This window comes from Mesorhizobium sp. U510, assembly GCF_059180695.1.
This window is the reverse complement of sequence record NZ_CP180532.1, coordinates 6198160-6222585: the sequence shown is the minus strand read 5'-3', so window position 1 is coordinate 6222585 and position 24426 is coordinate 6198160. Positions and strand designations below refer to the sequence as shown.

General features: G+C 60.2%; 25 protein-coding genes, 1 tRNA gene and 2 pseudogenes. 12 read left to right on the top strand and 16 right to left on the bottom strand.

The genetic code is table 11. The features are described 5' to 3' along the window. Positions 1 to 49: 49 nt before the first annotated feature. The gene (locus tag ACLGL5_RS32190; RefSeq protein WP_019860445.1) at positions 50 to 475 is read left to right on the top strand and encodes a VOC family protein; all 426 of its coding nucleotides are present in this window, start codon (positions 50 to 52) and stop codon (positions 473 to 475) included. A 3-nt stretch (positions 476 to 478) separates the two neighbouring features. On the opposite strand, the gene ACLGL5_RS32185 is transcribed toward ACLGL5_RS32190, so the two are convergent. Then, positions 479 to 1429 carry a S1C family serine protease gene (locus ACLGL5_RS32185; RefSeq protein ID WP_027047255.1) on the bottom strand — a complete coding sequence of 317 codons (951 nt, stop codon included), beginning with the start codon at positions 1427 to 1429 and terminating at the stop codon, positions 479 to 481. 225 nt (positions 1430 to 1654) lie between these two features. Between ACLGL5_RS32185 and ACLGL5_RS32180 the strand changes: the two genes are divergently transcribed. The 3 genes from ACLGL5_RS32180 to ACLGL5_RS32170 all read left to right on the top strand — a co-directional run bounded on the left by ACLGL5_RS32180 (position 1655) and on the right by ACLGL5_RS32170 (position 4139). After that, a complete protein-coding gene (locus tag ACLGL5_RS32180; RefSeq protein ID WP_069092903.1) occupies positions 1655 to 2527 on the top strand; it encodes a S1C family serine protease in 873 nt (290 codons plus the stop codon). Positions 2528 to 2535: 8 nt separating this feature from the next. Continuing rightward, positions 2536 to 3171: a helix-turn-helix transcriptional regulator gene (locus ACLGL5_RS32175; protein WP_038648811.1), complete on the top strand. Its 636-nt coding sequence runs from the start codon at positions 2536 to 2538 to the stop codon at positions 3169 to 3171. 101 nt (positions 3172 to 3272) lie between these two features. Further along, positions 3273 to 4139 carry an SDR family oxidoreductase gene (locus tag ACLGL5_RS32170; RefSeq protein ID WP_069092902.1) on the top strand — a complete coding sequence of 289 codons (867 nt, stop codon included), beginning with the start codon at positions 3273 to 3275 and terminating at the stop codon, positions 4137 to 4139. A gap of 82 nt (positions 4140 to 4221) precedes the next feature. Here ACLGL5_RS32170 and ACLGL5_RS32165 read toward each other — a convergent pair whose 3' ends face one another. Next, positions 4222 to 4740 (bottom strand): TIGR00645 family protein, encoded by a 519-nt coding sequence (locus ACLGL5_RS32165; protein WP_494372834.1) that lies wholly within the window; start codon positions 4738 to 4740, stop codon positions 4222 to 4224. 314 nt (positions 4741 to 5054) lie between these two features. Next, positions 5055 to 7241 carry an OmpA family protein gene (locus ACLGL5_RS32160; protein ID WP_069092900.1) on the bottom strand — a complete coding sequence of 729 codons (2187 nt, stop codon included), beginning with the start codon at positions 7239 to 7241 and terminating at the stop codon, positions 5055 to 5057. Positions 7242 to 7439: 198 nt separating this feature from the next. Between ACLGL5_RS32160 and ACLGL5_RS32155 the strand changes: the two genes are divergently transcribed. Next, a complete protein-coding gene (locus ACLGL5_RS32155) occupies positions 7440 to 7886 on the top strand; it encodes a YcgN family cysteine cluster protein (RefSeq protein WP_019860437.1) in 447 nt (148 codons plus the stop codon). Positions 7887 to 8091: 205 nt separating this feature from the next. Beyond that, a complete protein-coding gene (locus ACLGL5_RS32150; protein WP_083246865.1) occupies positions 8092 to 8478 on the top strand; it encodes a hypothetical protein in 387 nt (128 codons plus the stop codon). Between the two features lie 303 nt (positions 8479 to 8781). Here ACLGL5_RS32150 and ACLGL5_RS32145 read toward each other — a convergent pair whose 3' ends face one another. Further along, complete coding sequence (locus ACLGL5_RS32145) at positions 8782 to 9492, bottom strand: SIMPL domain-containing protein (RefSeq protein ID WP_494372833.1); 711 nt, start codon at positions 9490 to 9492, stop codon at positions 8782 to 8784. A 135-nt stretch (positions 9493 to 9627) separates the two neighbouring features. On the opposite strand from ACLGL5_RS32145, the gene ACLGL5_RS32140 reads away from it, so the two are divergent. Beyond that, positions 9628 to 9703: transfer RNA gene (locus tag ACLGL5_RS32140), tRNA-Ile, on the top strand. 116 nt (positions 9704 to 9819) lie between these two features. Here ACLGL5_RS32140 and ACLGL5_RS32135 read toward each other — a convergent pair. From ACLGL5_RS32135 to ACLGL5_RS32100, 8 genes and pseudogenes are all read right to left on the bottom strand, one after another. Then, positions 9820 to 11010, bottom strand: coding sequence for a tyrosine-type recombinase/integrase (locus ACLGL5_RS32135; protein WP_069092899.1), 1191 nt, complete (start codon positions 11008 to 11010; stop codon positions 9820 to 9822). Positions 11011 to 11034: 24 nt separating this feature from the next. Beyond that, the gene (locus tag ACLGL5_RS32130; protein WP_083246863.1) at positions 11035 to 11241 is read right to left on the bottom strand and encodes a helix-turn-helix domain-containing protein; all 207 of its coding nucleotides are present in this window, start codon (positions 11239 to 11241) and stop codon (positions 11035 to 11037) included. 57 nt (positions 11242 to 11298) lie between these two features. Next, a complete protein-coding gene (locus ACLGL5_RS32125) occupies positions 11299 to 11550 on the bottom strand; it encodes a hypothetical protein (RefSeq protein WP_069093505.1) in 252 nt (83 codons plus the stop codon). 474 nt (positions 11551 to 12024) lie between these two features. Then, positions 12025 to 12564 carry a hypothetical protein gene (locus ACLGL5_RS32120; protein WP_069092898.1) on the bottom strand — a complete coding sequence of 180 codons (540 nt, stop codon included), beginning with the start codon at positions 12562 to 12564 and terminating at the stop codon, positions 12025 to 12027. A 3-nt stretch (positions 12565 to 12567) separates the two neighbouring features. Continuing rightward, entirely contained in the window at positions 12568 to 12954 is a 387-nt protein-coding gene (locus ACLGL5_RS32115; protein ID WP_141700975.1) for a hypothetical protein, read from the bottom strand. Between the two features lie 623 nt (positions 12955 to 13577). Then, positions 13578 to 14231: a hypothetical protein gene (locus ACLGL5_RS32110; RefSeq protein ID WP_069092896.1), complete on the bottom strand. Its 654-nt coding sequence runs from the start codon at positions 14229 to 14231 to the stop codon at positions 13578 to 13580. Positions 14232 to 14456: 225 nt separating this feature from the next. Next, positions 14457 to 16085 carry an ApeA N-terminal domain 1-containing protein gene (locus ACLGL5_RS32105; protein ID WP_069092895.1) on the bottom strand — a complete coding sequence of 543 codons (1629 nt, stop codon included), beginning with the start codon at positions 16083 to 16085 and terminating at the stop codon, positions 14457 to 14459. After that, positions 16082 to 16168, bottom strand: a pseudogene (locus tag ACLGL5_RS32100) (sunset domain-containing protein); the annotation flags it as partial. The pseudogene ACLGL5_RS32100 and the gene ACLGL5_RS32105, both read right to left, overlap by 4 nt. A gap of 502 nt (positions 16169 to 16670) precedes the next feature. Here ACLGL5_RS32100 and ACLGL5_RS32095 point away from each other — a divergent pair. Both ACLGL5_RS32095 and ACLGL5_RS32090 read left to right on the top strand, forming a co-directional pair. Beyond that, positions 16671 to 17423 carry a DUF5677 domain-containing protein gene (locus ACLGL5_RS32095; protein WP_069092894.1) on the top strand — a complete coding sequence of 251 codons (753 nt, stop codon included), beginning with the start codon at positions 16671 to 16673 and terminating at the stop codon, positions 17421 to 17423. 13 nt (positions 17424 to 17436) lie between these two features. Continuing rightward, entirely contained in the window at positions 17437 to 18300 is an 864-nt protein-coding gene (locus tag ACLGL5_RS32090; protein WP_141700974.1) for a hypothetical protein, read from the top strand. Between the two features lie 465 nt (positions 18301 to 18765). Here ACLGL5_RS32090 and ACLGL5_RS32085 read toward each other — a convergent pair whose 3' ends face one another. Both ACLGL5_RS32085 and ACLGL5_RS32080 read right to left on the bottom strand, forming a co-directional pair. Continuing rightward, positions 18766 to 20094 carry an AlbA family DNA-binding domain-containing protein gene (locus ACLGL5_RS32085; protein ID WP_069092891.1) on the bottom strand — a complete coding sequence of 443 codons (1329 nt, stop codon included), beginning with the start codon at positions 20092 to 20094 and terminating at the stop codon, positions 18766 to 18768. Positions 20095 to 20164: 70 nt separating this feature from the next. Then, on the bottom strand, positions 20165 to 20386 hold the full coding sequence (locus ACLGL5_RS32080) for an H-NS family nucleoid-associated regulatory protein (RefSeq protein WP_069092890.1): 222 nt from the start codon (positions 20384 to 20386) through the stop codon (positions 20165 to 20167). A 47-nt stretch (positions 20387 to 20433) separates the two neighbouring features. On the opposite strand from ACLGL5_RS32080, the pseudogene ACLGL5_RS32075 reads away from it, so the two are divergent. From ACLGL5_RS32075 to ACLGL5_RS32065, 3 genes and pseudogenes are all read left to right on the top strand, one after another. Beyond that, a pseudogene (locus ACLGL5_RS32075) lies at positions 20434 to 20784 on the top strand (transposase); the annotation flags it as partial. An 895-nt stretch (positions 20785 to 21679) separates the two neighbouring features. Further along, positions 21680 to 21946 carry a metal-sensing transcriptional repressor gene (locus ACLGL5_RS32070; protein ID WP_069092888.1) on the top strand — a complete coding sequence of 89 codons (267 nt, stop codon included), beginning with the start codon at positions 21680 to 21682 and terminating at the stop codon, positions 21944 to 21946. Then, positions 21943 to 22980: a cation diffusion facilitator family transporter gene (locus ACLGL5_RS32065; RefSeq protein ID WP_083246860.1), complete on the top strand. Its 1038-nt coding sequence runs from the start codon at positions 21943 to 21945 to the stop codon at positions 22978 to 22980. Before ACLGL5_RS32070 ends, ACLGL5_RS32065 begins: the two co-directional genes overlap by 4 nt. 276 nt (positions 22981 to 23256) lie before the next feature. On the opposite strand, the gene ACLGL5_RS32060 is transcribed toward ACLGL5_RS32065, so the two are convergent. Together ACLGL5_RS32060 and ACLGL5_RS32055 are read right to left on the bottom strand one after the other, a co-directional pair. Next, on the bottom strand, positions 23257 to 23685 hold the full coding sequence (locus tag ACLGL5_RS32060) for a rhodanese-like domain-containing protein (RefSeq protein ID WP_069092887.1): 429 nt from the start codon (positions 23683 to 23685) through the stop codon (positions 23257 to 23259). 21 nt (positions 23686 to 23706) lie between these two features. Further along, entirely contained in the window at positions 23707 to 24372 is a 666-nt protein-coding gene (locus ACLGL5_RS32055) for an ArsR/SmtB family transcription factor (protein WP_069092886.1), read from the bottom strand. Positions 24373 to 24426 lie beyond the last annotated feature (54 nt).

Here is a 24426-nt window from a genome sequence, read left to right as displayed (position 1 = left end):
TATTTCGATTTACATGCAGACTGTATGTTATGTCCAGGGAGAAGGAAAGATGAAGACCACGAGCTATTACCCCGTGCTGATGACCGGCGACGTCGCCGGGACGGCGGCCTTCTATGTCGAGCATTTCGGCTTCCGGCCGTTGTTCGAAAGCGACTGGTATGTGCACCTGCAATCGGTGGATAATAAACGCGTCAATCTCGGCATCGTCCAGGGCGACCACGAGACGATCCCGGAGGAGGGGCGGGGGCGCAGTTCGGGCCTGTTGATCAATTTCGAGGTCCGCGACCCCGATCCGGTCTATGAGCGGATCCTCGCCGCTGGCCTGCCGATCCTGCGAACGCTGCGTGACGAGCCCTTCGGCCAGCGCCATTTCATCACCCGGGACCCCAACGGCGTGCTGATCGATGTCATCAAGCCGATCCCGCCCAGCGAGGAATTTCTGGCGCAATATGCCGAGGGCGCAGCGGGGGTTTGACCCTCAGCCCGCCCTTGCCACCGGCGTCACCGCCACCTGGCTGACGCCGGTGCGGCGTACCACCGTGCACAGCGTTTCGCGGCCGATGCGCTCGGCGTCGAGCATGCGCACGAGGTCGTCGACGCCGGTGACCGGGCGCCCATCGATAGCCGCGATGATGTCACCTTCCTTGAGGCCGGCCTTGGCCGCCGGGCCGTTCTTTTCGACGCTGCGCAGCCGCACGGCGGTGCTGGTCGACACTTGCGACAACAGCGCCGCGCGGCGCGGGAGATTGGTTGTATCGGCCGAGACGCCGATGAAGGCGCGCCGCACGCGGCCGAAGCGGATGATCTCCGAAATGACGAAATTGGCGGTGTTGGAGGCGACCGCGAAGGCAATGCCTTGCGCGCCGTGGATCATGGCGGTGTTGACGCCGATGACCTCGCCGGCCGACGACACCAGCGGCCCGCCGGAATTGCCGGGATTGAGCGCGGCATCGGTCTGGATGACGTCGTCTATCAGCCGGCCCGTAGAAGCGCGCATCGAGCGGCCGAGCGCCGAGACGACACCCGAGGTGACCGTCCATTCGAAGCCGAGCGGATTGCCGATGGCGATGGCGATCTGGCCGCGCCGCAGCCGCTTGGAATCGCCGAGCGGCGCGACATCAGTGAAGCTGCCGTCGGCGCGCACCAGCGCGATATCGGTGTCGGGATCGCGGCCGAGCACGCGGCCCTCGCTTGAGGCGCCGTCCGGCATCGACACGCGCACCGTCCTGGCATCTCCGACGACATGGAAATTGGTGACGACCAGCCCGTCCGGCGCGATGACGAAGCCCGAGCCATGTCCACCCTGGCCGCCAATGCGCTCGATGCGGCAGACGGCCGGACCGATGCGGTCGACTGCGTCGGCGACCGTCATCGAATAGGCGTCGAGCAACGTCTCGTCAGATTGGAATTTGGCGGCGGCGAGGGCCATGGATGGGCTCCGTGTTTTCAGGCTTGATCGTGATTTTTTCCTGTTCGTGCCGTTATCCCGAAACCGCTGAGCACTTTTGGGCGGCACGCACTATATGTGCGGAGCGGCCGGAACGGCCGCGACCTGACCAGATGGCCAGTCAAACCGCCAACTAGCCGTCAGGCGAGTACCTCCAGGGGCGCCGTCGGGCGATATCTGGGACATGACGAACCCCAGGAGACATCCATGAGTGATTTCAATCTGAATGCGTTTTCGCAAGCCGTTGCCGACCTTGCCGGGAAGGCTGCGCCGGCAATGGCGAGCTTCGCCACCCATCACCACCGCACGGCAAGCGCCTTCCACTGGAGCGACGGCTATTTCGTCACCGCCGAGGAGGCTGTCGAGGCCGGCGAGGAGATCGAGCTGACGCTGGCCTCTGGCGGGACGGTGAAGGCCGAATTGGTCGGTCGGGATCCGTCGACGGGCGTTGCCCTGTTGAAGCCCGCGGATGCGGCCGGCGCGCCTGTCCTTGCCAGGGCGGATGCCGTTCGACCTGGTAACATCGCCATTGCCATCGGCAACAGCCAGGGTTCCGCGCTGGCGGTGTCGGGCTCGGTCGGCGAAGTCGGTCCGGCCTGGCGCTCGATGCGCGGCGGCACGATCGACCGCCGCATCCATCTGGCTGTCGGCGCCGGCGGCCGCTTCGAGGGCGGCCCGGTGCTGGACGCCAAGGGCGCGCTGATCGGCATGCTGTTGTTCGGGCCGCGCGGCCGTGCGCTGGTCATGCCCTATGAGACGATCGAGCGGGCAGTGGCGACATTGAGCGAAAAGGGCCATGTCGCGCGCGGCTATCTCGGCGCCGGCCTGCATCCGGTGCGCGACCGCGACGCCCATGGTGCGATGGTGATGAGCCTCGACGACGCCGGTCCGGCCAAGGCCGCCGGCCTGTCGCTGGGCGACATCATCGTGGCCTGGAACGGCGAGGCCGTGCATGGCCCGCGCGACCTGATCCGTCGGCTCGGCCCTGACAGCGCCGGTGCTTCCGTGACGCTTGGCGTTGTGCGTGGCGGTGAACAGCGCGATGTGACATTGGCCATCGGCGAAAAGCCGCTGAGCTGAGAGGATCGATGGAAACGCTCGCCGGCGACCGGATCGTGAGCAACAGCGCCGCTTCGCGGCGGCTGGTGGTGCTGGTTGCGCTCGGCGATGCCGCGCGCGCCGAGCGCCTGGCCGCCACGCTTGCCGCCAGCGACGACCTGCTGCCAGTGGTGGCCGGCGGCGGCAGGGCCGATGTCGCCATCATCGATGACAGGAGCGGAGATGCCGCGCCGGCCTCCATACCGCGCGTGCTGCTGTCAGGACGCACCGGCGGCGAGCGGCCCGCCGGCGAGGTGTTCGCGGTCATGCCCGCGAGCGCCGACGATCTGCTGATCGCCGCGGCGGTGCGGCTGGCGGCGGCCGGCTATCGCGTCACGGGCGAGGGCAGAAGCGGGCGCCATGAGGATTTCCATGCCGGCCAGGACGAGCCGTTCGAGGATGAGGTCCTGGACGAGCATGCCGCCCGTCCAGCGCTGTCGCCGCGCGAGGCCGAAGTGCTGGCGTTGCTCGCCGAAGGCGCGCCCAACAAGGTGATCGCTCGGCGGCTCAACATTTCCGTGCACACGGCGAAATTCCATGTCGCGGCGATCCTGATCAAGCTGGGGGCGGCCAACCGCACCGACGCCATCGCCATTGCGATGCGGCAGGGGCTGGTGCTGGTTTAGCCTCCGCTGCGTAACCCACATCCGGGCATCTCGGGCCTTGCGCTGTGGTCGCCCGCCGCGCAAAGGTTCGCGCCTGCCATGTTGCAAGGGAGGCGCAAGGAATGTCGCTCAAGGGAAAGACGCTGTTCATCTCCGGCGGGTCGCGCGGCATCGGGCTGGCGATCGCGCTGCGGGCGGCGCGCGACGGCGCCAATGTGACGATCGCCGCCAAGACCGCCGAACCGCATCCCAAGCTGCCGGGCACGATCTACAGTGCGGCGCAGGAGATCGAGCAGGCCGGCGGCAAGGCGCTGCCTGTGCTTTGCGACATCCGCGAGGAGGCGCAGGTGGCCGAGGCTGTTGCAAAGACGGTCGAGAAATTCGGCGGCATCGATATCTGCGTCAACAATGCCAGCGCCATCCAGCTCACCGGCACGCTGGAGACCGACATGAAGCGCTACGACCTGATGCACCAGATCAACACGCGCGGCACCTTCCTGGTCTCCAAAATGTGCATTCCACACCTGAAGTTAGCCGATAATCCTCACATCCTGAATCTGGCGCCGCCGCTCGACATGAAGGCCAAGTGGTTCAAGAACCATGTCGCCTACACCATGGCCAAGTTCGGCATGTCGATGTGCACGCTCGGGATGAGTGCGGAGTTCGCCAAGGACGGCATCGCGGTCAATTCGCTGTGGCCGATCTCGACCATCGACACGGCGGCGGTGCGCAACCTGCTCGGCGGTGCGACGGTCGCGGCGATGAGCCGTTCGCCCGACATTATGGCCGACGCCGCGCATGCCATCTTCATGCGGCCCTCGCGTGAGACATCAGGCAATTTCTACATCGACGAAGAGGTGCTGCGCGCCGAGGGCGTCAGCGACTTTGCAATCTATGCGCCCGGCGCGACCGGACCGCTGGCCGGCGACTTTTTCGTGCCGGACGAGGTGTTTGCGAATTCGGAGACGAAGGTCAGAAGCATTTACTGACTGGAACCACGCCCTGCCGGCGCTGCCCTTCATCCGCCTGCCGGCACCTTCTCTCCGTATAGTGACGGGCGAGAAGGGAGCCTCACACCTCTTCCTTCTTGCCTTTGCTCAAACCCATCAGCCTGTCGATATAGGCCAGCATCAGCGCCGAGACGACGAAGGCAAGGTGGATCATGGTCAGCCACATCAGCTGGTCGGTCGAATAGGAGGATGAGTTGAGGAACACCTGCAGGAGGTGAATGGAGGAGATCGCGACGATGGTCGAGGCGACCTTGACCTTCAGCGAGCCGACATCGATCGTGCCCAGCCAGTGCACGCCGCCGCCGTCCTGGTCGTCGAAGCGGCTGACGAAGTTTTCGTAGCCCGAGATGATGACCATCACCACCAGCGAGGCGACCAGGGCGGCATCGATCAGGCCGAGCATCTTCAGGATGGTGTCGGTGTCGCCGAGCATGAATACCGTGGTGATGAATTCGTAGAGCTTCTTGCCGAAGGACAAGGCATAGACGGCCAGTGCCAGGCCGAGCCCGATATAGAAGGCGACCAGCAGCCAGCGCGAGGCGAGGATGATCAATTCGATGGCGAGTTCGAGACGCTTCATGAATGGTTCCGGTTGTTCCCTGGTCGGTGGCCGTATTTCGGCCAGGCCGATGCTTTTTGCAAGAGAGCAAAAAACCCCGCCGGAGAGGGCCGGCGGGGCTCAATGCATCCCGCTGGAGTCGGGACGGGGCAGGGAACGCCCAGCCCTGAATCTGGGGTCAGCAAGCCTGTGATTCAATGAGCCGGTTCCGATGCCGGTACAAATCTTCTTGAGCCCGGTGCCGGGATCCGAAGCTTTCCCATCCCCGATCGAGTCGGGGATGGGTGCTTCTCGCCTTGAGTCCGCAAACCAGGTCATGGTTTTGAAATCATGACCTAATTGTTGCTGGCGACCGGTGCCACCAGCGAGGTGATGCGGCGGATGGCGACGCGCCGGTTCTCGCGGTTGGGCGCCGAGGTGTTGACCTTCAGATACTGCTCGCCATAGCCCTGCGTCGTCAGGTTCTCCGGTGGGATGCCGAAGGCATTGGTCAGCGCTTCGGCAACCGCTTCGGCGCGGCGGTCCGACAGGGCAAGGTTGGCTTCCGGCGTGCCGACGGCGTCGGTGTGGCCCTCGATCAGGAAGGTCTCGGCCGGGTTCTTCTTCAGCAGTTTCTCCATGGCGCTAGCGACGCCCTCGAGCTTCTGCACCTCGGTGTCGGAGATCGAGGAGGAGCCGAATTCGAAGTTCAGCGTGTCGAGGTCGACGCGGCGTGCGATGTCGCGCACGCGGGCCGAACGCTTGACCTCGTCGATCGAATAGAGACGCTGGACCCTCTCCACTGGCGGCTGGTCGAGGAAGGTGTAGTAGTCGTCATCGCTTTGGACATCCTCGGAATCGAGGATGTACTGCCGGCGTGGGATGTTGAGCCGCATCGGCGGCAGGTCGTCGCCGGGATCGCGCCAGTCGCCGTCATCCTGATAGTTCCGCTCGTCGACATAGCTCAGCACATATTCGCGCCCATCCGGCGTGATGCGCGAACGCTGGATGACATCGCCGTAACGGTTGCGGATGGTGACGATCTGGACGCCATTGTCGCGTTGGACCGTCTCGCGTGTACGGCCCTGCGACAGATCCTCGTAATAGACGTCCTTGGCGCCGCGGTTCATCCGCGAGCCCTCATTGCTCTGGACGATCGTCTGGCCGCCGAGCTGGATGATGACGCGGTCGCCAATCTCCTTGAGCACGTCGACGCCCTTGGGACGACGGCGGTCGCGGATGTTCTCGTCGGGCGCCCGGTCGAGGCGCTTGCCCTTCTCTTCCGTTACCGGGACGAGCTTTTCAGGCTTGATCTCCTGCTGGGCTGCCTTGTCGTCGGCTGGAGGCGGACCCTGGTCGACAGGAGCAACCACCGGCTTCTGGCCCTGGTCGCCGCCTTGCTGGGCGTTCTGGCCACCATTCTGCTGTTCGCCATTCTGCTGGCCGTTCTGGTCGCCATGCTTGCGGCCGCCGCCCTTGCGCTGGGCATCCTTCTGGCTGTCGAGGATGGGTGCAGCGTTCTTGTCGGCGGGCGCTTCGCCCTGCACGGGGTTTTCCCCCTGGGCAGGCGCGGCCGTGTTGCCATTGGCGGGCTGTTCACCGGTTGCCGGCTTCACGCCATTGGCCGGTTGCTCGCCCGTCGCGGGCTGCTTGCCCGCCTGCGGTTGTTCGCCTGTCGCCGGCTGCTCGCCATTGGCGGGCTGTTCGCCCGCGGGCTTCCTGCCGTGCTTCTTTGTCTTGTCCTGGGGCTGCTCGCCCTGGGTCGCGGGCTGTTCGCCGGCAGGCGCGGGTTCAACCTTCGGCGTCACGGCTTGGCCAGCCGGAGCTTCCTTCGGCGTGGGTGCGGCTTCCGGCGTCACCGCCGGGGCAGTAGGCGCCTCCTTCTGCTGCTCCTGCTTGTGTTTCTTGCCGGGCTTGACTGGCTGGTTGTCGTTGGCGGGCTGTGTCTCACCAGCCGGAGCCTGTTCGGCTGGCGCCTGCTCGGTCTGCTGCTGCTGATCGCGCTTCTTCTTGCGCGGCTGCTGCTCTTCTGCGGGTGCCGCCTGTTCGGCCGGCGCCTGCTCGGTCTGTTGCTGCTGGTCGCGCTTCTTCTTGCGCGGCTGCTGCTCTTCTGCGGGTGCCGCCTGTTCGGCCGGCGCCTGCTCTGTCTGCTGCTGCTGGTCGCGCTTCTTCCTGCGTGGCTGCTGCTCTTCGGCGGGGGCTGCCTGTTCGGCCGGCGCCTGTTCGGCCTGTTGCTGCTGTTCGTGCTTCTTCTTGCGGGGCTGCTGCTCCTCGGCGGGTGGAGCAGGCTGTTCGGCAGCCGGGGCTGCCTGCTCGGCCGGCGCCTGTTGGGCCTGCTGATCGCGCTTCTTCTTGCGCGGCTGCTCCTGGTCGGTCGGCTGTGCCTCGTCGGTCGGTGCGTCCTGTGCCAGGATCAGCGGCGTTCCACCGCCTTGCGTGGGGTCGAACGCGGCACTTCCCTGAAGCGGGAACGCGCCCAACGGCGCGGATGCCATCAACAGGCCAAGTGCGGTGCCTGCCAGAATCCGTGGTTGGCGTTTCATCGAAAACTCTCCTTGTGGGGTCCCATCCTTGCCGAAACCGATCTTAGCCCGATTGGTTCCAGTTTGGCGGGGATAGACGCCGTAAAGGGCGTTTGGCCGGCCTTTTGAAGGCAACTTCGTGTCATTCGGCCCGGTTGCGGCCGCATTTCAACCGTTGTCGCGCTTGACCTTGGCGATGGCTGGGGCCACATCCCCAAAATGGAAACGCCGTTCTGGAAAACAAAGACGCTGGAGCAGATGAGCCCGGCCGAGTGGGAATCGCTGTGCGATGGCTGCGGCAAATGCTGCCTGTCGAAGCTCGAGGACGAGGACACCGGCGAGATTTACTGGACCAGCGTCGGCTGCCGGCTGTTCGACGCGCAGACCTGCCGCTGTTCAGACTACGCCAACCGGCTGGCGCGCGTCCCCGATTGCGTTGGGCTGACGCCGCAGAATGTGCGCACCATCAGCTGGTTGCCAAGCACCTGCGCCTACCGGCTGGTGGCCGAGGGCCGCGATCTCTATTGGTGGCACCGGCTGGTGTCGGGCAGCGCCGAGACCGTGCACGAGGCCGGCATCTCAATGCGCGGCCGGGTGAAGGCGAGCGAGACCGACCTGGCCGAGCCTGAAGACTATTTTGATTATATGCTCGACCACGAGCCTTGAGGTCCGTTCCGCACAGCTCCGAACAAGGAATACGAGCAACAACGTTTTGAGCGCGCATTGCTCGAAACCTGGCGAAGATTTCTTTTTCCCGCCATATGAACCGCAGATGAACGGCGGGTTCGTAAACAGTTCAGACAGGCTGGTGCATTCTCCCATCATCGCTTTCAAGAGGACGGGCACAAGCCCGCAACAAGGAGAGAAGACCATGTTCAACACGGTGAAAACGGCAGCCCTCTCGGCCCTGGTCGGCCTCAGCGCGCTGACAGCCATTCCCGCCCATGCCGACAGCCTCTATCTCGGCTTCGGCAACAACCAGGATCCGCGCTTCGGCGTCTACGCCGGCGACGACGGCTATCGGCATCGCCGCGATGAGCGCCGTGACGACTGGCGCGGTGACGATTGGCGCCGCGACGGCTGGCGCCGCGGCTGTTCGCCGGATCGCGCCCTCGACAAGGCGGAGCGCATGGGCCTCTACCGAGCCCGCATCGTCGACGTCAACCGCCGCGTGGTCAAGGTCATGGGCCGCCAGGACGGCGACCGCGTCGTCGTCGTGTTCGCCAACCAACGCGGTTGCCCGGTTATCTATCGCTGAGGCTTCAAATCGGAGTGGCATCATCTTCTTCGAAGATGAGCCTGGAGACGTGATCCCTACGGGGTCAGTCTGGAGACACGACCTTCTATGAAGGTCGGTCTGGAGGCATCATCTTCTTCGAAGATGAGCCTGGAGACATGACCCCTACGGGGTCAGTCTGGACTAGCGGAGCCCCCCTGTCCCATCGGGCGGGTGCGGCTCGAAAAAAAACCCGCGGGAGCGATCCCGCGGGGTTTTTCATGGATGCGCCGGCGGACAATCCACGGCTGGGCGAAGAGCCCGGCCATGGATTGTCGAAGCTGGTTACTTCAGTTCGAAGGTGACGGTCACCTGGACGTTATAGGCGTTCTCGCCGGCCTGCACCGGCGCGGCGCCTGCCGCGGCGTCGAAAGCCTTGGCGTTGATCGGCATCGGTGCCGGCCTGATGTTCTGATCCGTGATCTCGAGCACCTTGCCGAGGCTGACGCCGGCCGCCGCGGCAAGCGTCTTGGCCTTGGCCACGGCGTCGGCCACCGCTTTCTTGCGCGCCTCGGTGACGGTGGCCGCCGGATCGTCATTGGTGAAGGCGATGCCGCCGCCCTGGTTGACACCGAGCGAAACAGCCTTGTCGAGGATCTCGCCCGTCTTGTCGATGTCGCGCACGCGGACCGAAAGCGTGTTGGTCACCTGGTAGGCGACGAGCTCGCCTTCCTGGCTGCCATCGGGTTTGTTGGTGTAGTTGTAGCGCGGGTTGATCTGGATGCCCGCCGTCTGCAGGTCGCGATCCTTGATGCCTGCCGCCTTCATCGCCGCGATCACGGCGGCCATGGCGTCGTTGTTGGCATCGAGTGCGGCCCGCGCCGTCTTGGCTTCGCGCATCACGCTGAGCGACAGCAAAGCCAGGTCGGGAGGGGTGGTCGCTTCGCCTTCACCCGAAACAATGATGCGGGCGGGCGTCGGCGAATTGGCGGCTCCAGCCATCGCCGGAAAAGCGATTGCAGCGGCGAGCGCGAGGGGCAAAAGATGTCTGGTCATGAAAATCTCCTTGGTCTGCGATCCAGTCGCAAGAGCTCGCGTAGAGCGCGATTATGGGTTGATTTGGGCGTTCCGCGAAAGCCCGTCGGGAAAGCCTTGTGCCGGAAAGCGAAAGACATTAATCCAGCCCACGTGGGGCCTGTAGCTCAATGGTTAGAGCCGGCGGCTCATAACCGCTTGGTTGGGGGTTCGAGTCCCTCCGGGCCCACCATAAGCTTTGATTTTATTATATAAAAGGTGCCTTGGCCCAAAACGTTATGGGCCCATTATGGGCCCAACGAAAAAGGCGGCCAGAGGCCGCCTTTCAATTCGGTTCTGTTCAATCGCTCATTTGATGACGCGCAGCGGTGTCCTTTGGCGCATGGCATCGCGTTTTGCTTCTCGCTGGTTGATAGCTCGGGCGATATCGACGGCCATCCGCTTCTTGTTCGCCTGTCGCACGTATTCGTCGGTCACGGTCATCGAGGAATGGCCCATCGCGTCCATGATGGCACGCGCCTGAATGTTGCATTCGGCAAGGTAGGTGCCGAAGGTGCGACGTAGCCCATGGAGGGTGAATCCTTCGGGAATGCCGGCCTGCTTGTTCCAGTGCGCGATCATTCCAGTAAGGCTCTTTTCCGCGAACGGAAGCCCATAGGCATTCTTAAGTACCGCACCGCCTTCTGAACGATCCAATGGCGCCAATGTCTCGGCGAGCTTGTCGACGATTGGAATGAACATCTCGCGGCCGCCGTGGCGGTTGCGGTTCTTTTTTTGCCGAAAGTCGAAGGCCTCGATCACCTCGATCGAGCCGTCAAACAGCTCGACTTCCTGGACTACAAGATGCTCCCAATCAAGCGCCGCCACATCGCCGCGCCGGTTGCCCAGCCAGAAGCCCAGCGCATAGCACGTACGAGCAGCAGATCCGATCGGGTGGTGTGCTTCGAATTTCTCGCGGATAGCAATTGGCCAAGCTGGATTGGCCGTGGATTTGGGTATGCGGACACGGATGGACAATGACGGGTCGTTCTGCGGTTTGACCCATTTCTCGACATGAATCGCCACCCACAGGAGCTTCTTGATCGCAACCAGGATGTGTTTCGCAACAGTCCGATTGGTCGCGAAAATGGCCTCTACGATTACACGCAGCTGGTCGGCATCGAGATGTTCCACAGGGGTGTCGCGCCACTTCAGTGGGTAATCAGGGTCAACCTTCATCTCAAGGAAACGTTCAATCAGGCGCGCGTTTTTCCGCCGCGTGGCTTCATCGAAATCAAGCCACTCCATCGTCGTTTCAAGTCGTCGCGCAGCATGCCCAAAAGTTTTAGGCAGTGCCCGGCCTGGCAGGTCGATAATAATTGCCTTCAGGCCTTGGCCTTGCGTCGCTTTCTCATAGGCAGCCTCAAATTCGGGATCGCCTGGGCGCCCGGGCAAATGGATTTCGGGCATTCCCTTCGCACGATAGCGATAGACGGCCTTTCCGTTCTTGAGACGAAATGAAAGGCCGGGGTAGGTGGCATTCTTGAACGGCCGCGCCATCAAACCTCCTTCCAGTTTCCGCCGCTACTTTTTTCGGGACACCTGCGGCGAAAGAGTTTTGCTTTCGAAGGCAATGCGGAGGAGTTGCGGGTATGGGAATCCCCGACCTTGCTCTATGCCCTCGTACGTGCGTTTGGGTATCCCCAAGACCGTAGCTGCATTTTCAGCAGTGAAACCTTCCTTCGCCCGCCAGTTTTTTAGGTCCCGCGCGAGTTCTTCATTCTCATTCACGTGATCTTCCCCAACCGCTATTCTACTACGCTAACAGCGTATACGCAATATGCGTAGTCATCGTGGCTCTCTGTTTTGCATACTCCGCTCCAACAGCGTTTGGAGATTACTCTCCTTGTCGGGCAAGGAGGAGAAAGAGATGTCGAGATTGACACGATCCCAAATCGTGCGACTGTTGATGAGCTTGGGCTTCGGCATGCGACCATCAGCGACCATTTCGTCGAACAACGTCGGTCCAACGCCGACATAGCGCGCTGCTTCCTCGCGGGAGAGACCTCGCGGCGGATACGAAATTGCATCGCTCTTCACAATCCTTGCCTCGTAGACTGCGGGGGCGCCGTTGTGCGAGGCCTGATAACCTTGGCTATGGCTGATCTCGATGAAGATCGCCATAAAGCCGTTGATCGTCTAAGCCATACATCCCGCAATAGTCGGTCATCCATACGGGGATGCATCTTTGCCTGGTAGCTGCCCAACACTTCATTCGGCAAAAGGCAACAGTAGCGTGCAAATCGGATAAATAGCGTTCGGTCTCAACAAGACACCGACGCATCAAACTGGCGCCATGTCGTCCTAGGCAATGGCACACGACGGGATACGGCTGAGTCAATGAAATGACTGAAGATTCGAGGGGCAAGTTTTGTTCGAAACTGAAACCCAATATCGTGCGTCGGGGGTGCATTTCGGTAGACCGCTACATCGCGAGACCCACTATCGAAGAAGCACTCTTCTGCTATCGGCGACGATCAGCTTAGAGCGTAAACGTCGCCGAAATCGGTGCGATCAGCTTTGGACCCTACGCTGATCAAGCCAAGGCGGATCAGGCCTCTTGAACACCTCTCGGCCGGTTTGCTCGATTGCTTCACCGACGGCGAGCTCCAGCGCGTAGATGGTCTTTTCAAGCGGCAGCGTCGAGCGCGTGGCCTTCTTGCCAGTTCCCGGATCGAGGTCCAGTTCATATTCATATCGAATGCCGACTAAGGCGTTGTTGAGCGCGCATAGTCGGATGTACTTTTCAACATTGGCGGGGATCACGAGGCCGTAATTGTTACAGCAGTCCAGCATGTCACCCCACCTATGCCCAAACCCTTGGATCTTCTCCAGTTCTTGACTGTTCAAACGCAGGAAGGTCCGGAGGAAATGCTCGATCGCCTGGTAGTAAAGAAAGCGCCGGGGATGGTTCGATGTTCGGGGCAGAACGAGGATGTTCTCAAGGGCGTCAGCGGTGGCCCGGTAGTTTTGAGCCATCAAATACATGCCGTACGGCGTGACGCCGACGCCATAGACGACCTTTGGCTTTTTCTCTGTCTTATTTTCATCCATGACCTATTCCTTGGGCCAGCGATCTGTGTCGATCGGCATAAGAAATTCGAAGTCGTTGAGGCCGTCTTCGCCATCAATCCGATAGACCGCATCCTTTCCAACCAGGACAATGAGCGGCAGGAGATCCTCATGGTGGATGACCCACCAATAGCCTGGGCGGACAGCGGCGGGATCGACCGCGTAGTTTTCGTCAAGTAGTTCCCGCTCCGTCAGCTTTCCCTTCTGCGGCCAGGCGCTGGTATCGATATGCTGAAGCAGCTCGAATTCGCCGACATGGTAGGGCCAGTCATCGGTCATGCGTGACGCTCCCAAACCGTGCACTTCGATAATCTCCGGCTTGCGGTCCTCGTGTAAGTGGCTTGCCCACCAGTAGCCGTCGCTCGTCTGCATCGATCTCTCCATATGATCTATAAGGGCCGCGACACCTATAGGAGGGTGGCGAGAGCCAGTTGACTTGTGGGAGTGTCGTGGGGGCAGCCGTGCTGCTCGTTCTCTACGACGTAAGGGCTCCCCCATCGTCGGTTATCACGCGGCTTAGTCAAAGGCGCCAAGGGCCGCTTCTCTCAAGGCACGCCGTGGAAGGTATCTGAAGGGTTCAGGCAGTCAAGATGTGCGCGGTTCTCTCGAAATTTTCAGCCGGCCCGCGATACGATCCGCGCTACCCATGGACAACGAGATTACAGATTCAGTTGTCGACAAAGTTGATTGATGCACTCGCTTGGGGGCGAGCGTCTTTTCCCATCGGTGACGACAAACCGCCGCCCGCGGCAGCGCTGCCAACAATCCACTGAGAGCCAGAACCCATGGACAATGAACCCCTAGCTCGCCTTCACCCCTTACCGCTGGCGTCGTACTGGCACTGGCTTGGCCGTTCTGAGGAGATCCTGCATATAATCAGCTCTGCCGTTTCCGGCTGGTGGCTGCCGGCTGACGGTGGGCCGCTTTCGGTGCCGCCTGCTTCGCCGTGGCGGGCGCGGTCTTCTTGGCGGGCGCAGCCTTCTTCGCGGCAGTTATCATGACTGATCCGGATTGCGATGCCATCCGAATATGCGGGCTACTGCTCCGAGATGGCTTTTCTCGGTAGCTCGGATGAGGCTTTCAATTCTTTCCGATTGGCGCGACCCCTCGAACGGTCGAGCCATGACAAATAGATCTTCGGACCTTCCGACTGCAGCGTGACTCCATCGGTCGACGCCCGAAGTGTCAGTTTCCTCATCGTCAATACGAGCGATCAGTCCGTCAAAATAGAATCGGAAGGAACGCACTTGCTGTTCAGGAACTCCATCAACAGCTTCATAGGTTACATAATCCACTGTGGGACTGGCGGTGTGCCAAGGGCCGCGCGTTGCCAGTTGAGTGAGTGTTATTGGAAACACCGTCTGAGGCTCTGGATCACCGTCTGCCACCATCCTCCGAAGAACTTCTAGGCGGATGTCGCTCAGGGTTATCGAGGTGAACCCTGGGAGTTTTGTGATCGCTGCTCGCCAGAGAAGGCTAAGAAAGAACAGCCGAAGAAGCTTGAAATGTGGCGTCTTCAATCTTCGAAAGCCCCACTCCGGAACGGGCCATTCGATCTCTGAACCGTCGAGCCTGTCAGACTCACCGAAGGATTCCCATAGCAACTTAAGGCGCCTGAGCTCGACGATAGCGCGGTCGTCGTAGCGCATCAGGATATCCTCACCAGTTCGCGTAACGATTCCGCTGTCGTGCCAAGCGTCGAAACGTTGGCTTGGCCGGCGTCCCTCGCCAGCCTCGACCCTCGGCTCACCGGGGACCGGAGACTTCGTCAGAGCTTTCGGAAGCAGATGACTTCTCACAAGCTTGCCTGATTGGCCGGTTAGTTTGCAAATGCCATAGCGGCTTGATGCAGGTTTCAAGGGTGGTCGCGGCCTCTACTGTTTGTTGAACAAGAGTTTGAGCGCTGCCAGGTCGTCCTTATAGCCGTACTTAAATTCATAGGATGGATGCGACAGGCTGGAGCTTCGTGATGCCCAGCCCTTGATATCCCACCCAGCCTCGACCAGATCTGAGGTCGCGAATACGAACTCCAGGGTCTTGGTGAAGAATCCTGCTGTGTCAAGGAAGTTGGCGGCGTAGTCGACCTTTCCCTCCGTTCCGTGAACGTAGTGATTTCGGCAGTTCACAGCTTCGTCCAAAACCCAATTCAGATCCGGGAATTTGTCGCCGATTTCCGCTATGATTGGTGCTGCACGCCAACGGACTTTATTTTTCAACGCACTTTTGCCTAGCCTTCCGAGAGCGCTGAGAATGCTGCCGCGCTCCGCGCTTTCTGGAAGGTCCAAAAACAACTCCCTACTCTTGTCTCGGGCAGCTTTGAGATCGTCCGACAACTCGGCATCCTTTGGCACTGCCGATGCTGGAAGGATGTCAAACATGTTGGCAGAACCGACCAGTCGGTCGATATCGAAAACTTGGGTGCGCAACGAATTCGAATACCTCATACGCGCATCCATCCATGATGACGACCGTTTGACCCAGTCAGCCAAAACGTTCGAGTATTCTTGCGACCTTCGCACGGGATCGATCGGCAAATCCGAAGGCCGAGGCGCTGTCCCTGGGAAGCGCACAAATGGCTTCATTGTGCTGTACACTTCGAAAATCTTGGGCACGTCCGGCGCCGACGATACTATCAGCCGCATTTCTTCCATGCGCTGCGGTCTTCCAGCGATCATTGAAAAGAACGGCTCAAGCTCTTGGGCGGATGTCAGAGCTTCGCTGAAGGTTTGTGCCGATTTGAATTCGATCTCAACCCAAATCGAATTGACAAACCCGCTTCCTCCGGATCCTCCCATGGATACTAAAGGCCGGTGCTCTGCTGAAATTTTGCCGAGGGCGGTTGGAACTTGAATGATGGTGTGCTTGCCGGTGAAGTACGCAATTTCCGGATGCTCTCCCTTCGGGATCTCGCGGCCAATTGTTTTCGAGTCGGCAGCCAATATTTGATCGATAAACATATTTGGCTCTAGTGCGAGACCGAAAGCGTCGAAATCATAAAACAAACTTTTCGCGTCGGTCAATTTAAACGAAATTGAGGAAAATATCGACGCACTCTCATGGACGTGCTCGTCGCCAAATATTATGTGATGTGGAAATAACTCGATTCGATACTTTGACGCGTCGCCTTGGGAATCGACCCTGCGATCGGAACTCATCACAACGCAGTCGAGTAACGAAAGCTTAGTGGTATGGTCGATGACGCCATGTATTGTCGGGTAAGGCAATCCAAACTCATCAACATCGTGCAGCATCAGCTTGGAATCATTGTCCTCCAGTATAAGCTCGCCATACACCCCTTTTTGCCCCGGTAAGTCGAACTTTCCGAGCCCTCTAAAGCCGTCGATCCATTTGTTGGCCAACTGGTTTCTCCCGCTCCTACCTTCGCCGGCCTGTTTCGCCAGCTGTTTTGGCTGGGACAGAGCCGCCGATTGGGTGCCTGCGTACTTCCAGTACCAGATTGAAATCAGCACAAGGGCCGCCAAGGCGAGCCAAACGAATATCATCTTCTCGCTCGGCTCCAGCCGGAGGCAATCGCTTCGACCTCTGAGCAGAACCAGCGTTCGCCGTATTGAGGGCTGATCTTCGTCGTGTAATCTGCGCGATTAGCATCTTCTAATGTACAGTTTTTGCAAGCAAAATTTCCGATGAAATACATCGCAGGGCAGCGCGCTACGCAAACATGACTAGCGGACGCTGGTGCAGCGCATGGTTGGTGAGCTGGAGAGCGTTGGGCTCAGGCGGGCGAGGGCGCTTGCCCAAAATGCGGAGGAGCAAGGCGAAGAGGTGTTGCCTGTGGTTCATTGCTGGACCTCCTGATTGTGCCGAGTGATGCGCGAAACACAGCCGGAATGGCTTGGGAGTCGTCTGCACGTTGCCCCATCCCCTGACCGGCACGCGGATGATGAATTTCGGCTGGGAAGCAACAGCGTTCACTGGTATCCGGAAACACCACCAAACAGCCTAGCGCGGCTAAGCGGTCCAGATGGGTACGGTGAATAGTAGAGCGGCCTATCTTCCGCACAGACGGTAGTTCATGTGACTATTGGCCGCCGAAATCACGGCTTCGTCAATTATTTCCAGGTGGTCGAATGAGCAAAATCGAAGTGATGTTCGCCCTCCTGGTCGACACGATGAAAGACACGGTGCGCCTTGCGCCGGATATCAAGTTTGATAAGGGGAAACAGGTGCATCGCGCCATCATGGCGTTATACGTATCCATCATCGAGAACACCGACAGCGCCATCGTCCTTCACCGGGCCAAGAGGTCGGCAGGGCTGGAAACCATCCTGCGGACGAACCTCGAGGCCTTTGTCGACCTCAGTAACATGTGCAACGACCCGGCCTACTACAACCAGATGCTGGCGCTCTATCACAAGGACTCGCTTGACCTGATGCAGCACGGCTTGGCGGGCAACCCCTACCTTGATTTTTTCAAGAAGGACCCAGAAGCAGCCCACACGCTGGAGGAACACAAGACGGCGCTGGCCGAGCTGCAAAAGCTTGGGCCGACGTTGAATATATTCGACCGCTTTCGTTTGGCCGGGTTGGAGAACGAATATCGCGCGGTCTACAAGGATCTCTGCAGCCACAGCCACAACAACATCAAAGCCCTGTCCGACAAGCATTTTGCCGGGGAAACTGAGGCCGAAATCGAGGTGGTCCTTTTTGCTGACATCGGCAAGGAGGCTCTTCTGGCGTGCCTGGATTACTACGTGACAATCCTCAGCCAGGCGGCCTTTTTCGTCCACGACTATTTCAAATCCTCCAGCGCCGATGAGGTAAAGGCGTTTATGAAGCGGCGCACCGACCTAGAGGCGTTCTTTGCGAAGGATGGGGACTAAAGGAATTCTGCGGATGACATATCATGCAGTGACGCCGAACGCGCTGGAACAGGAGGCCATCATCCTCGGCGCTGTTTGGGGTATGATCGACAACATGGTGAACTACGGCCTCTTTATGAAAAATGAGAGGTTCTACGACACCAACCTCATGTTCGAGACACGCGTCTGTGCCAAGATGTTCAACATCCTGCTGGTGGACTTCCTGTCGCCGATCCAGATCAGGAATAAGGAAGGGATGCCATTCGGGCTTCCGACCCCGCCACCGGACACAAAGCCCAGCAATCTCACTTATCTGTTTTATGTTCGTCAGGTTTGCGCAAATCCGCAGCTGGGGGGCGTAGTCACAGAGCTCTCACGCGAGGTCGAAGCGTTCGGAGACTGGCTGGAGGCGACGGCGTTCGTGCCCAGGGTCTGGTTGCCATCGATCGACACCGAACTCGACATGCGAGTTACCCGAATTGAATTCTTGCGGATATGCGGCGACATCGCGAAGCACAATTTTTCGCGGATGAAAGGCAACGTCGTAAAAATCTGCAGAATAATGGCTGAAAACGGCCACCCTATCAGCGAGCGCGACGGCTATCTTATGCTGGAGGAGTTTTTCGAGTGGTTTCATACCCACCTGTTCATGTACCACTCCAGCACGATCGCCGAATTCCTGAACAACATCAGGTGGGAGGTTTTCGCGTATCTCAGGCCGGAATTCGAACGCTCGTACAAGCAGCTTCCTGAACCGCAGATGTATACCTACGATGTGCCGCCGCTCATCACTGATGAAATGGCAAGATCCATGTATTGGGACATTATGAACAAGAGCCGATCACGGCCATGGTTTCCGAGGTTCTCGGTCACGGAGTCATTGAAAAAAGAGTTTTAGCTGCGGCGTCGACGCCCGCCTGTCAGCTATATCCGGCAAACTTGTTCGGTGTTGACTTCCGCCGCCACTTCTCCCAGCCGCTGCCTTTGCCGCGATCGAGCTTATCGTAGGTTTTGCCACCGAACTCCTGTGCCATTTTCTCCGCCTGGAACGGCTCTTTGAAACGAAAGCCGAGGGTAATCCCTGTCTTCGCGAAGAATGAACACGTAGCGCCCAACGCGGTTCATCTCATGCGCCCGACTGTGGGAGGGTCGTAGTTTTCCTCGCAGCAGTTCCCCCACGGGACGACGGCGTGGTGGGGATAAAAAGTGGTCGAGGTAGGAATCCGTGTGAATTCCCTTGTGTCTGGAACAAGCTCGGGAGGGACCCGAGGCCAGCAGGGTGAACGTTGGATTGTCGCCGCTTCTAAGGCAAGTCCCACCGGAGGGCGCCCAGATTGCCGCCTCACCAGGGCATTTTGTATGCCTAGAAATTGCCCCCGCGCAGCCGGGCAACTTCTTGTGCGACTACATCCATGCGCAGTTCGTAAAGGTCGAAGGACTCGTAGAGTGGCAGCAGTATCGGGTGCAGCACCTCTGTGAGGTTGTCGTTGATTTGGAGCGCTGTGGCCATGAATTCCGTCTCGATCCAGTCGGTATGGCCCACGCGGTGGTTCATGGGCGCCCTCGATCCGGCATAGGTGCCAAGGACTCGACCTTGTAGACCGTAGTACCCGTACCGCGCCAGAATAGTGGGGTTTTCAGCGTATTGCATGGCGAACCGCGCGACATAAAGCAGCGCCTCTCCAAGCCGCCAAATCGGCATAGTGAGATCGAAGGCGAGGCCGGGAGTTGTGCGCTGCATGAAATCTTCATCTAACGATCGAAGAAGAAACAAGCGCCCATCTGGGTGAGCGCGCCAAAAATCCGAATGGCGCCCGTCTCGGCCTGCCTCATCCGGGTGACCTATCCACGCCTCTATAACGCCGTTGACTGGCACTGGGCCGATAGGCTTGCGATCGAACCATACAAAAGGCCCCCATCCGGTGTGCTTGATTGCCGATGCCGCGTCCAGCCGATCCTTCAGCTGTTTGAGTGATGCCGCCGGTGGGACATCCCTTATTTCGAATGTGTATTCGTAGCGGCCGAGCGGGATGTGGGCCGGATCATCGTTCGGCAGTGAGCGCTTCAGCACCGTCCAGCGGTCATGGGATTCCTTGGCAAATTCCAACAGCCGGTTGGCCAGTTCCACCTTGGCCGCTGCCGGCGCCGGTATGCCTTGGATGATGTTCCTAATGCTGTCTAGAAGGTTTTCACGGCCGGCGAGGACACAGCGGTTGAGAAGCGCCCGCCACTCTTCTGAGGTGTGCGGTTCTTCGCTTTGCGGGCCAGGCTTCCGGATATAGCAGCGGTGCTTGTAGATGGTCGTTCCCTGGTCCCGGACAGACATTATCGGCACGGTCGATAAGCCCGGCACGCTGACGAAGGCGTGTTCAACTCCAGTGTGCGGATGTTGCTTGAACTGGATGTCGCAATGGATTTTGGGGTCGGCGTAGCGGTTCACCGCCGAATTAATAAGGTCGGTGTCATACCGCTTCATGCCAGCCGGTAACGGAACGGATTGGAGCGGGGAGCCGGTGGGAGCGACCATCCCCAAAACGATCGTTCCGCCGCCATGGTTGGCGAGGGCAATCGCTGCCTTGGCCAGCGTCGCCTTGCCTTCGTTGGTGGTAAGATCCAGCCAGTTCTTATATTCGTTGGAGAGCGTCTCGTTCGGCAGCAAAAGCAAATTGATTAAGTCGGATTCGGTAGCCACGATCTATCCCTCAAAGAAAAACCCCGCCTGAGCCGGGGACATTCTGTGAAAATCGAAGGGGTGACCAGCGCTATACGGCGAAGTCCCCACGATTCCGGCCTTCCGCCTCATAGGCAGCCAACCACTTTGGCGTCGCGCCACGGCCCGTCCAGGCGTTGCCCTTGTCGTCCTTGTATTTCACACGCGGCTTGGCGCGCGTCCTGCCGTTGCCGCGCGCATCGTCCACAGTCTTTCCTTTTCCCTTGCCGCTGCCGACGAGCCGGACACCCGGTTTGCTGACGACATGGCTCAAGCTCTTGCCGTGCGTAGCGACGCCAATGCCACGCGGCAACAGCGGGAGCCGGCTTCGGGCTGACCTCGCGGCCCTGGCAGTCGGGCATCTCGATCGACGTTCAGGGTCGCATATCGAAAGCCGGCGATGCCGATGTACGACGCTCGTTTTACGAGGCGGCGTCGGGGTTGATGACGCGCTTGAAGGGCTCCGACAAGATCAAGAGACGGGGCCAGGCGATCGCCAAACGCTCCTGCCATCGCAAGGCCTGCGTGGCTGTGGCGCGCAAGCTGGCGGTGATCATGCACGCGATGTGGCGCGACGGCACGTTCTATGTCGGCGATCCGGCGGCAAGCCAGGCGGATGCCGGCCGGCGCGCGCACGACAAGGCCCGCAAGCTTTTGGGAGCGCATCGATGAGCAGAAGGCCGACAGTTGAAACGCATGGCGCCGGCACGCTGACGGACGCCATCTGAACCAGGAGATTCGCTCCGGCGGATGAGGACCGATGCAGATCAGGAACGACGGAACGCACGTTATCCTGCCTGCGGCCGCGCCAATCGACAGACGGCCGGACCGCGCCCGATTGCTTGTGACGATGCTCCGTCAGCCCGATGAAAAAATGCGCCACGACGGTTCGAGCGCTGCATTTGTGCAGCCAAAACACCCCGTCGCAGAGCGCGGAAGACTACACGGCGCATCGGAACTCAACGCCAGACTACGGAATCGTTGTATCGAGTATAGAATAGTGTATTATCGTACATTGGAGGTGGAACGACGATGGAAAGAAAGTCGCGAAAAATACGACCGATTAAGACGGCAAGATAAAAGGGCGCACATTGTGCGGCGGTCGGTTGGTTGTATTCGTTGGTATTTTCGTCGTTTTTCGCACATTGCTAACCTTTGCTGAAATGTGCGATTTCATAGTAAGCTATTGATCTGGTGTGAGAATCTGCAGGGTGCGAGGCGCATCCGTTTGCCAATACCAAGTTCGCCGCTTGTCGTTCAAACGTCTGCAATAGGGCCGAAAACGGAATGTGCCGTCTCCGGATAGCCGGCCAGAAACCTGACACTACGCCCATCACATCGCAGGTGGCTTTGCTTGCTGCTCATATAGCCGGCCTGCTGTCCTGCGGAGGACCGCTTTCGCGATCCTTCGCTATCGTTCGTGCTAGGCTCGCACGTCCATCGGCGCATCGGCCGCCCTCTTAAACGGACCGACGGATGGGCGATCTGAAAATAGAGACCATCGCGTCCACTTAGCGCATCTGGAACGGCTTGACTCTATCCTCCTGGGGAGGATATCAGGCGGCGCATGTCACACCCGATCCATGCCTCCCACCCCGCCATCGTGAAACGGCTGAAGCGTGCCCAAGGCCACCTCGCGGCGGTGCTCTCGATGTTCGAGGCGCATCGCCCCTGTGTCGACCTCGCGCAGCAGCTCCACGCTGTCGAAAGCGCCATCAGCAGCGCCAAGCGCGAACTCATCCACGACCACATTGAGCATTGCCTGGACGACACCGCCGAGGGAGGCTCGCATGACTCCTTGGCGGAGCTCAAGCAGTTGGCGAAGTATCTATGAGCGGTCTCGGTGGGTACATCCTTGACTGGCTTGGCTTCGGTTCACACGATCATGCCGGCCATGGCCATGATCATCACGGCCCACACGGCCACACCCACGGTGTGATCGATGCGACGATCGCGACGACCAACCGCGGCATTTGGGCGATAAAATGGTCCTTCATAATCCTGGCGGTGACGGCTGCGCTGCAGATGGTCGTGGTGGTCCTGTCGGGCAGCGTAGCGCTGCTTGCCGACACCATCCACAATATCGGCGACGCCACCACCGCCATTCCGCTATGGATCGCCTTCATGCTGGCAAGGCGCAAGCCGTCGCCGACCTTCACCTATGGCCTTGGTCGGGTGGAAGACCTCGCCGGCATCGTTATCGTCCTGGTCATCCTGTTCAGCGCCATCGTCGCCGGCTACCAGGCCGTCGAGCGCCTGATTCATCCGCAGACGGTGACACATCTCGGCTGGCTCGCGGCGGCTGGCCTGGTCGGGTTCCTGGGCAATGAAGCGGTCGCGATGTTCCGCATCCGTGTCGGCCGAGAGATCAACAGCGCCGCGCTCATTGCCGACGGCTATCATGCCCGCACCGATGGCCTTACTAGTCTTGCCGTGGTCATTGGTGCGATCGGTGTCTGGCTCGGCTTCCCGCTTGCCGATCCGATCGTCGGCCTCGTTATCACCATTGCCATCTTCGGCATCGTCTGGCAGTCGGCGCGCTCTGTGCTCACCCGCATGCTCGACGGCATCGAGCCGGGCATGATGGTCGAGATTCGGCATGCGGCGGAGCATGTGCCCGGCGCGCGGATTGTCGATGCCAAGGCCCGCTGGATCGGTCACAAGCTGCATGCCGACATTGCCATTGCCGCTGACGAAGCCTTGCCGCTGGCCGAAGCGAGCAAAATCGCCTCGGCACTCGAACAGGAGCTTTTCGAACACCTGCCAGCTTTGGCAGCTGCCAATATCCGGTTCTCGTCAGACGATGATCGCCCGAATGCGCATGGTCATCATCACGATCATGGCGACCATCCCGGCCACACCCACTGACGGTGGCGGGCGGTCGGCGGTTAGTCTCAGCCGAAATTCGGCAACGGGGCCACCATCATCCGCCTAGGCTCGCCACAAAGTGCGGCTTTTGCACGTCTCAGGCCTGTGAGCGCCCGAGGCTGCGACATTGGGACCGCTCGGCTCGATGTGGCCCGGTCCCGTCAACCATGACAATCTGCCCTCGCAGGGCAAGAGCTATGCGCCGGTGATCGATGCCCTGGCGAGCCGCCCACATGCCACAGCTTGCTTGCAAAGATGGCAGACTTCATGTCGGGACTAGCTGCCCGATGCCACCAAGAGTGCCCGCAGCCTGGAGGTCTCAAAGGGCACCACCGGGAGGCCGTCTGAAAGCCAGCCCTGCATGCCACCCTCGACGTCAGTAACATTGCTGAAACCAATGCGCACCAGGTTCGCTGCAGCAAAACTAGACTGATAGCCTTGGTTGCAGAGCACTAGAATGCGCTGCTTGTAGTCGTCTCTGTTGATCATCTCGTGGCGCCACGGAGCGCTAGGATCGCAGCGCCACTCAAATTCGTTGCGGCTGATAATCGCCGCGTTGGGAATCTCGCCGTCGCGGGCTCGCTGCTCGAGGTAGCGGATGTCGACCAGCAGTGCACCTTGCTGCATCTCCCCATAGGCTGCGGCCGGCGAGAGGCGCGGTGTCAGCATGGCGCGAGCTTCACTGAGCATTTCATCGACTGTCATGTTCAGCCCCCAGGGCGGTCGTTACATCGTCACCTCAACAGGCAGTCCCGCTGCTTTCCATTCCGGCAGTCCATCTTCCAAGCGCCGAGCCTGGAAGCCGCGTTTGCGAAGCGCCGCGACAGCTTCAAATGACATCACGCACCAAGGCCCACGGCAGTAGGCAACGATTTCGCGATCCGGGTCGAATTCCGGCAGACGCGCTTGAAGATCGGCGAGCGGCACGTTGATCGCGCCCGGCACGTGACCAAGCGCGAACTCGTCCGATGGGCGGACGTCGATCACGGTAACCAGCCCGTCGCGCATCCGGGCAGCCAGCCCCTCTCGCGTTACCGGCTCCATGCTGTCACGGGCTTCAAAATAGCCTTGCACGATACGGTCGACCTCGGCGAGGTGGCGCTCCGCGACGGAGCGGACCGACGCGAACAGCGACAGCACGGTGTCGTCGGTGAGGCGGTAGTTCACGAACTTCCCCTCGCGTTCTGCCTGGACCAGCCCAGCTCGGCGCAGGGTCTGCAGGTGCTGAGAGACGTTGGCGATTGGAAGCCCGACCTTGGTAGCCAGCAGGTCGACGCTGCGTGCGCCCTGCGCCAGATGTTCGATCAGCTCCAGCCGCTGCGGATTGCCGAGCGCCTTCGCGACAATCGCGAACTGCTCATAGAGTGCCTGTTTCGGTTTGCGGATTGACATCAGCTTCGAGTCAACGTTAGATCATTCAATATAACTTTTGAATGACACGCGTAG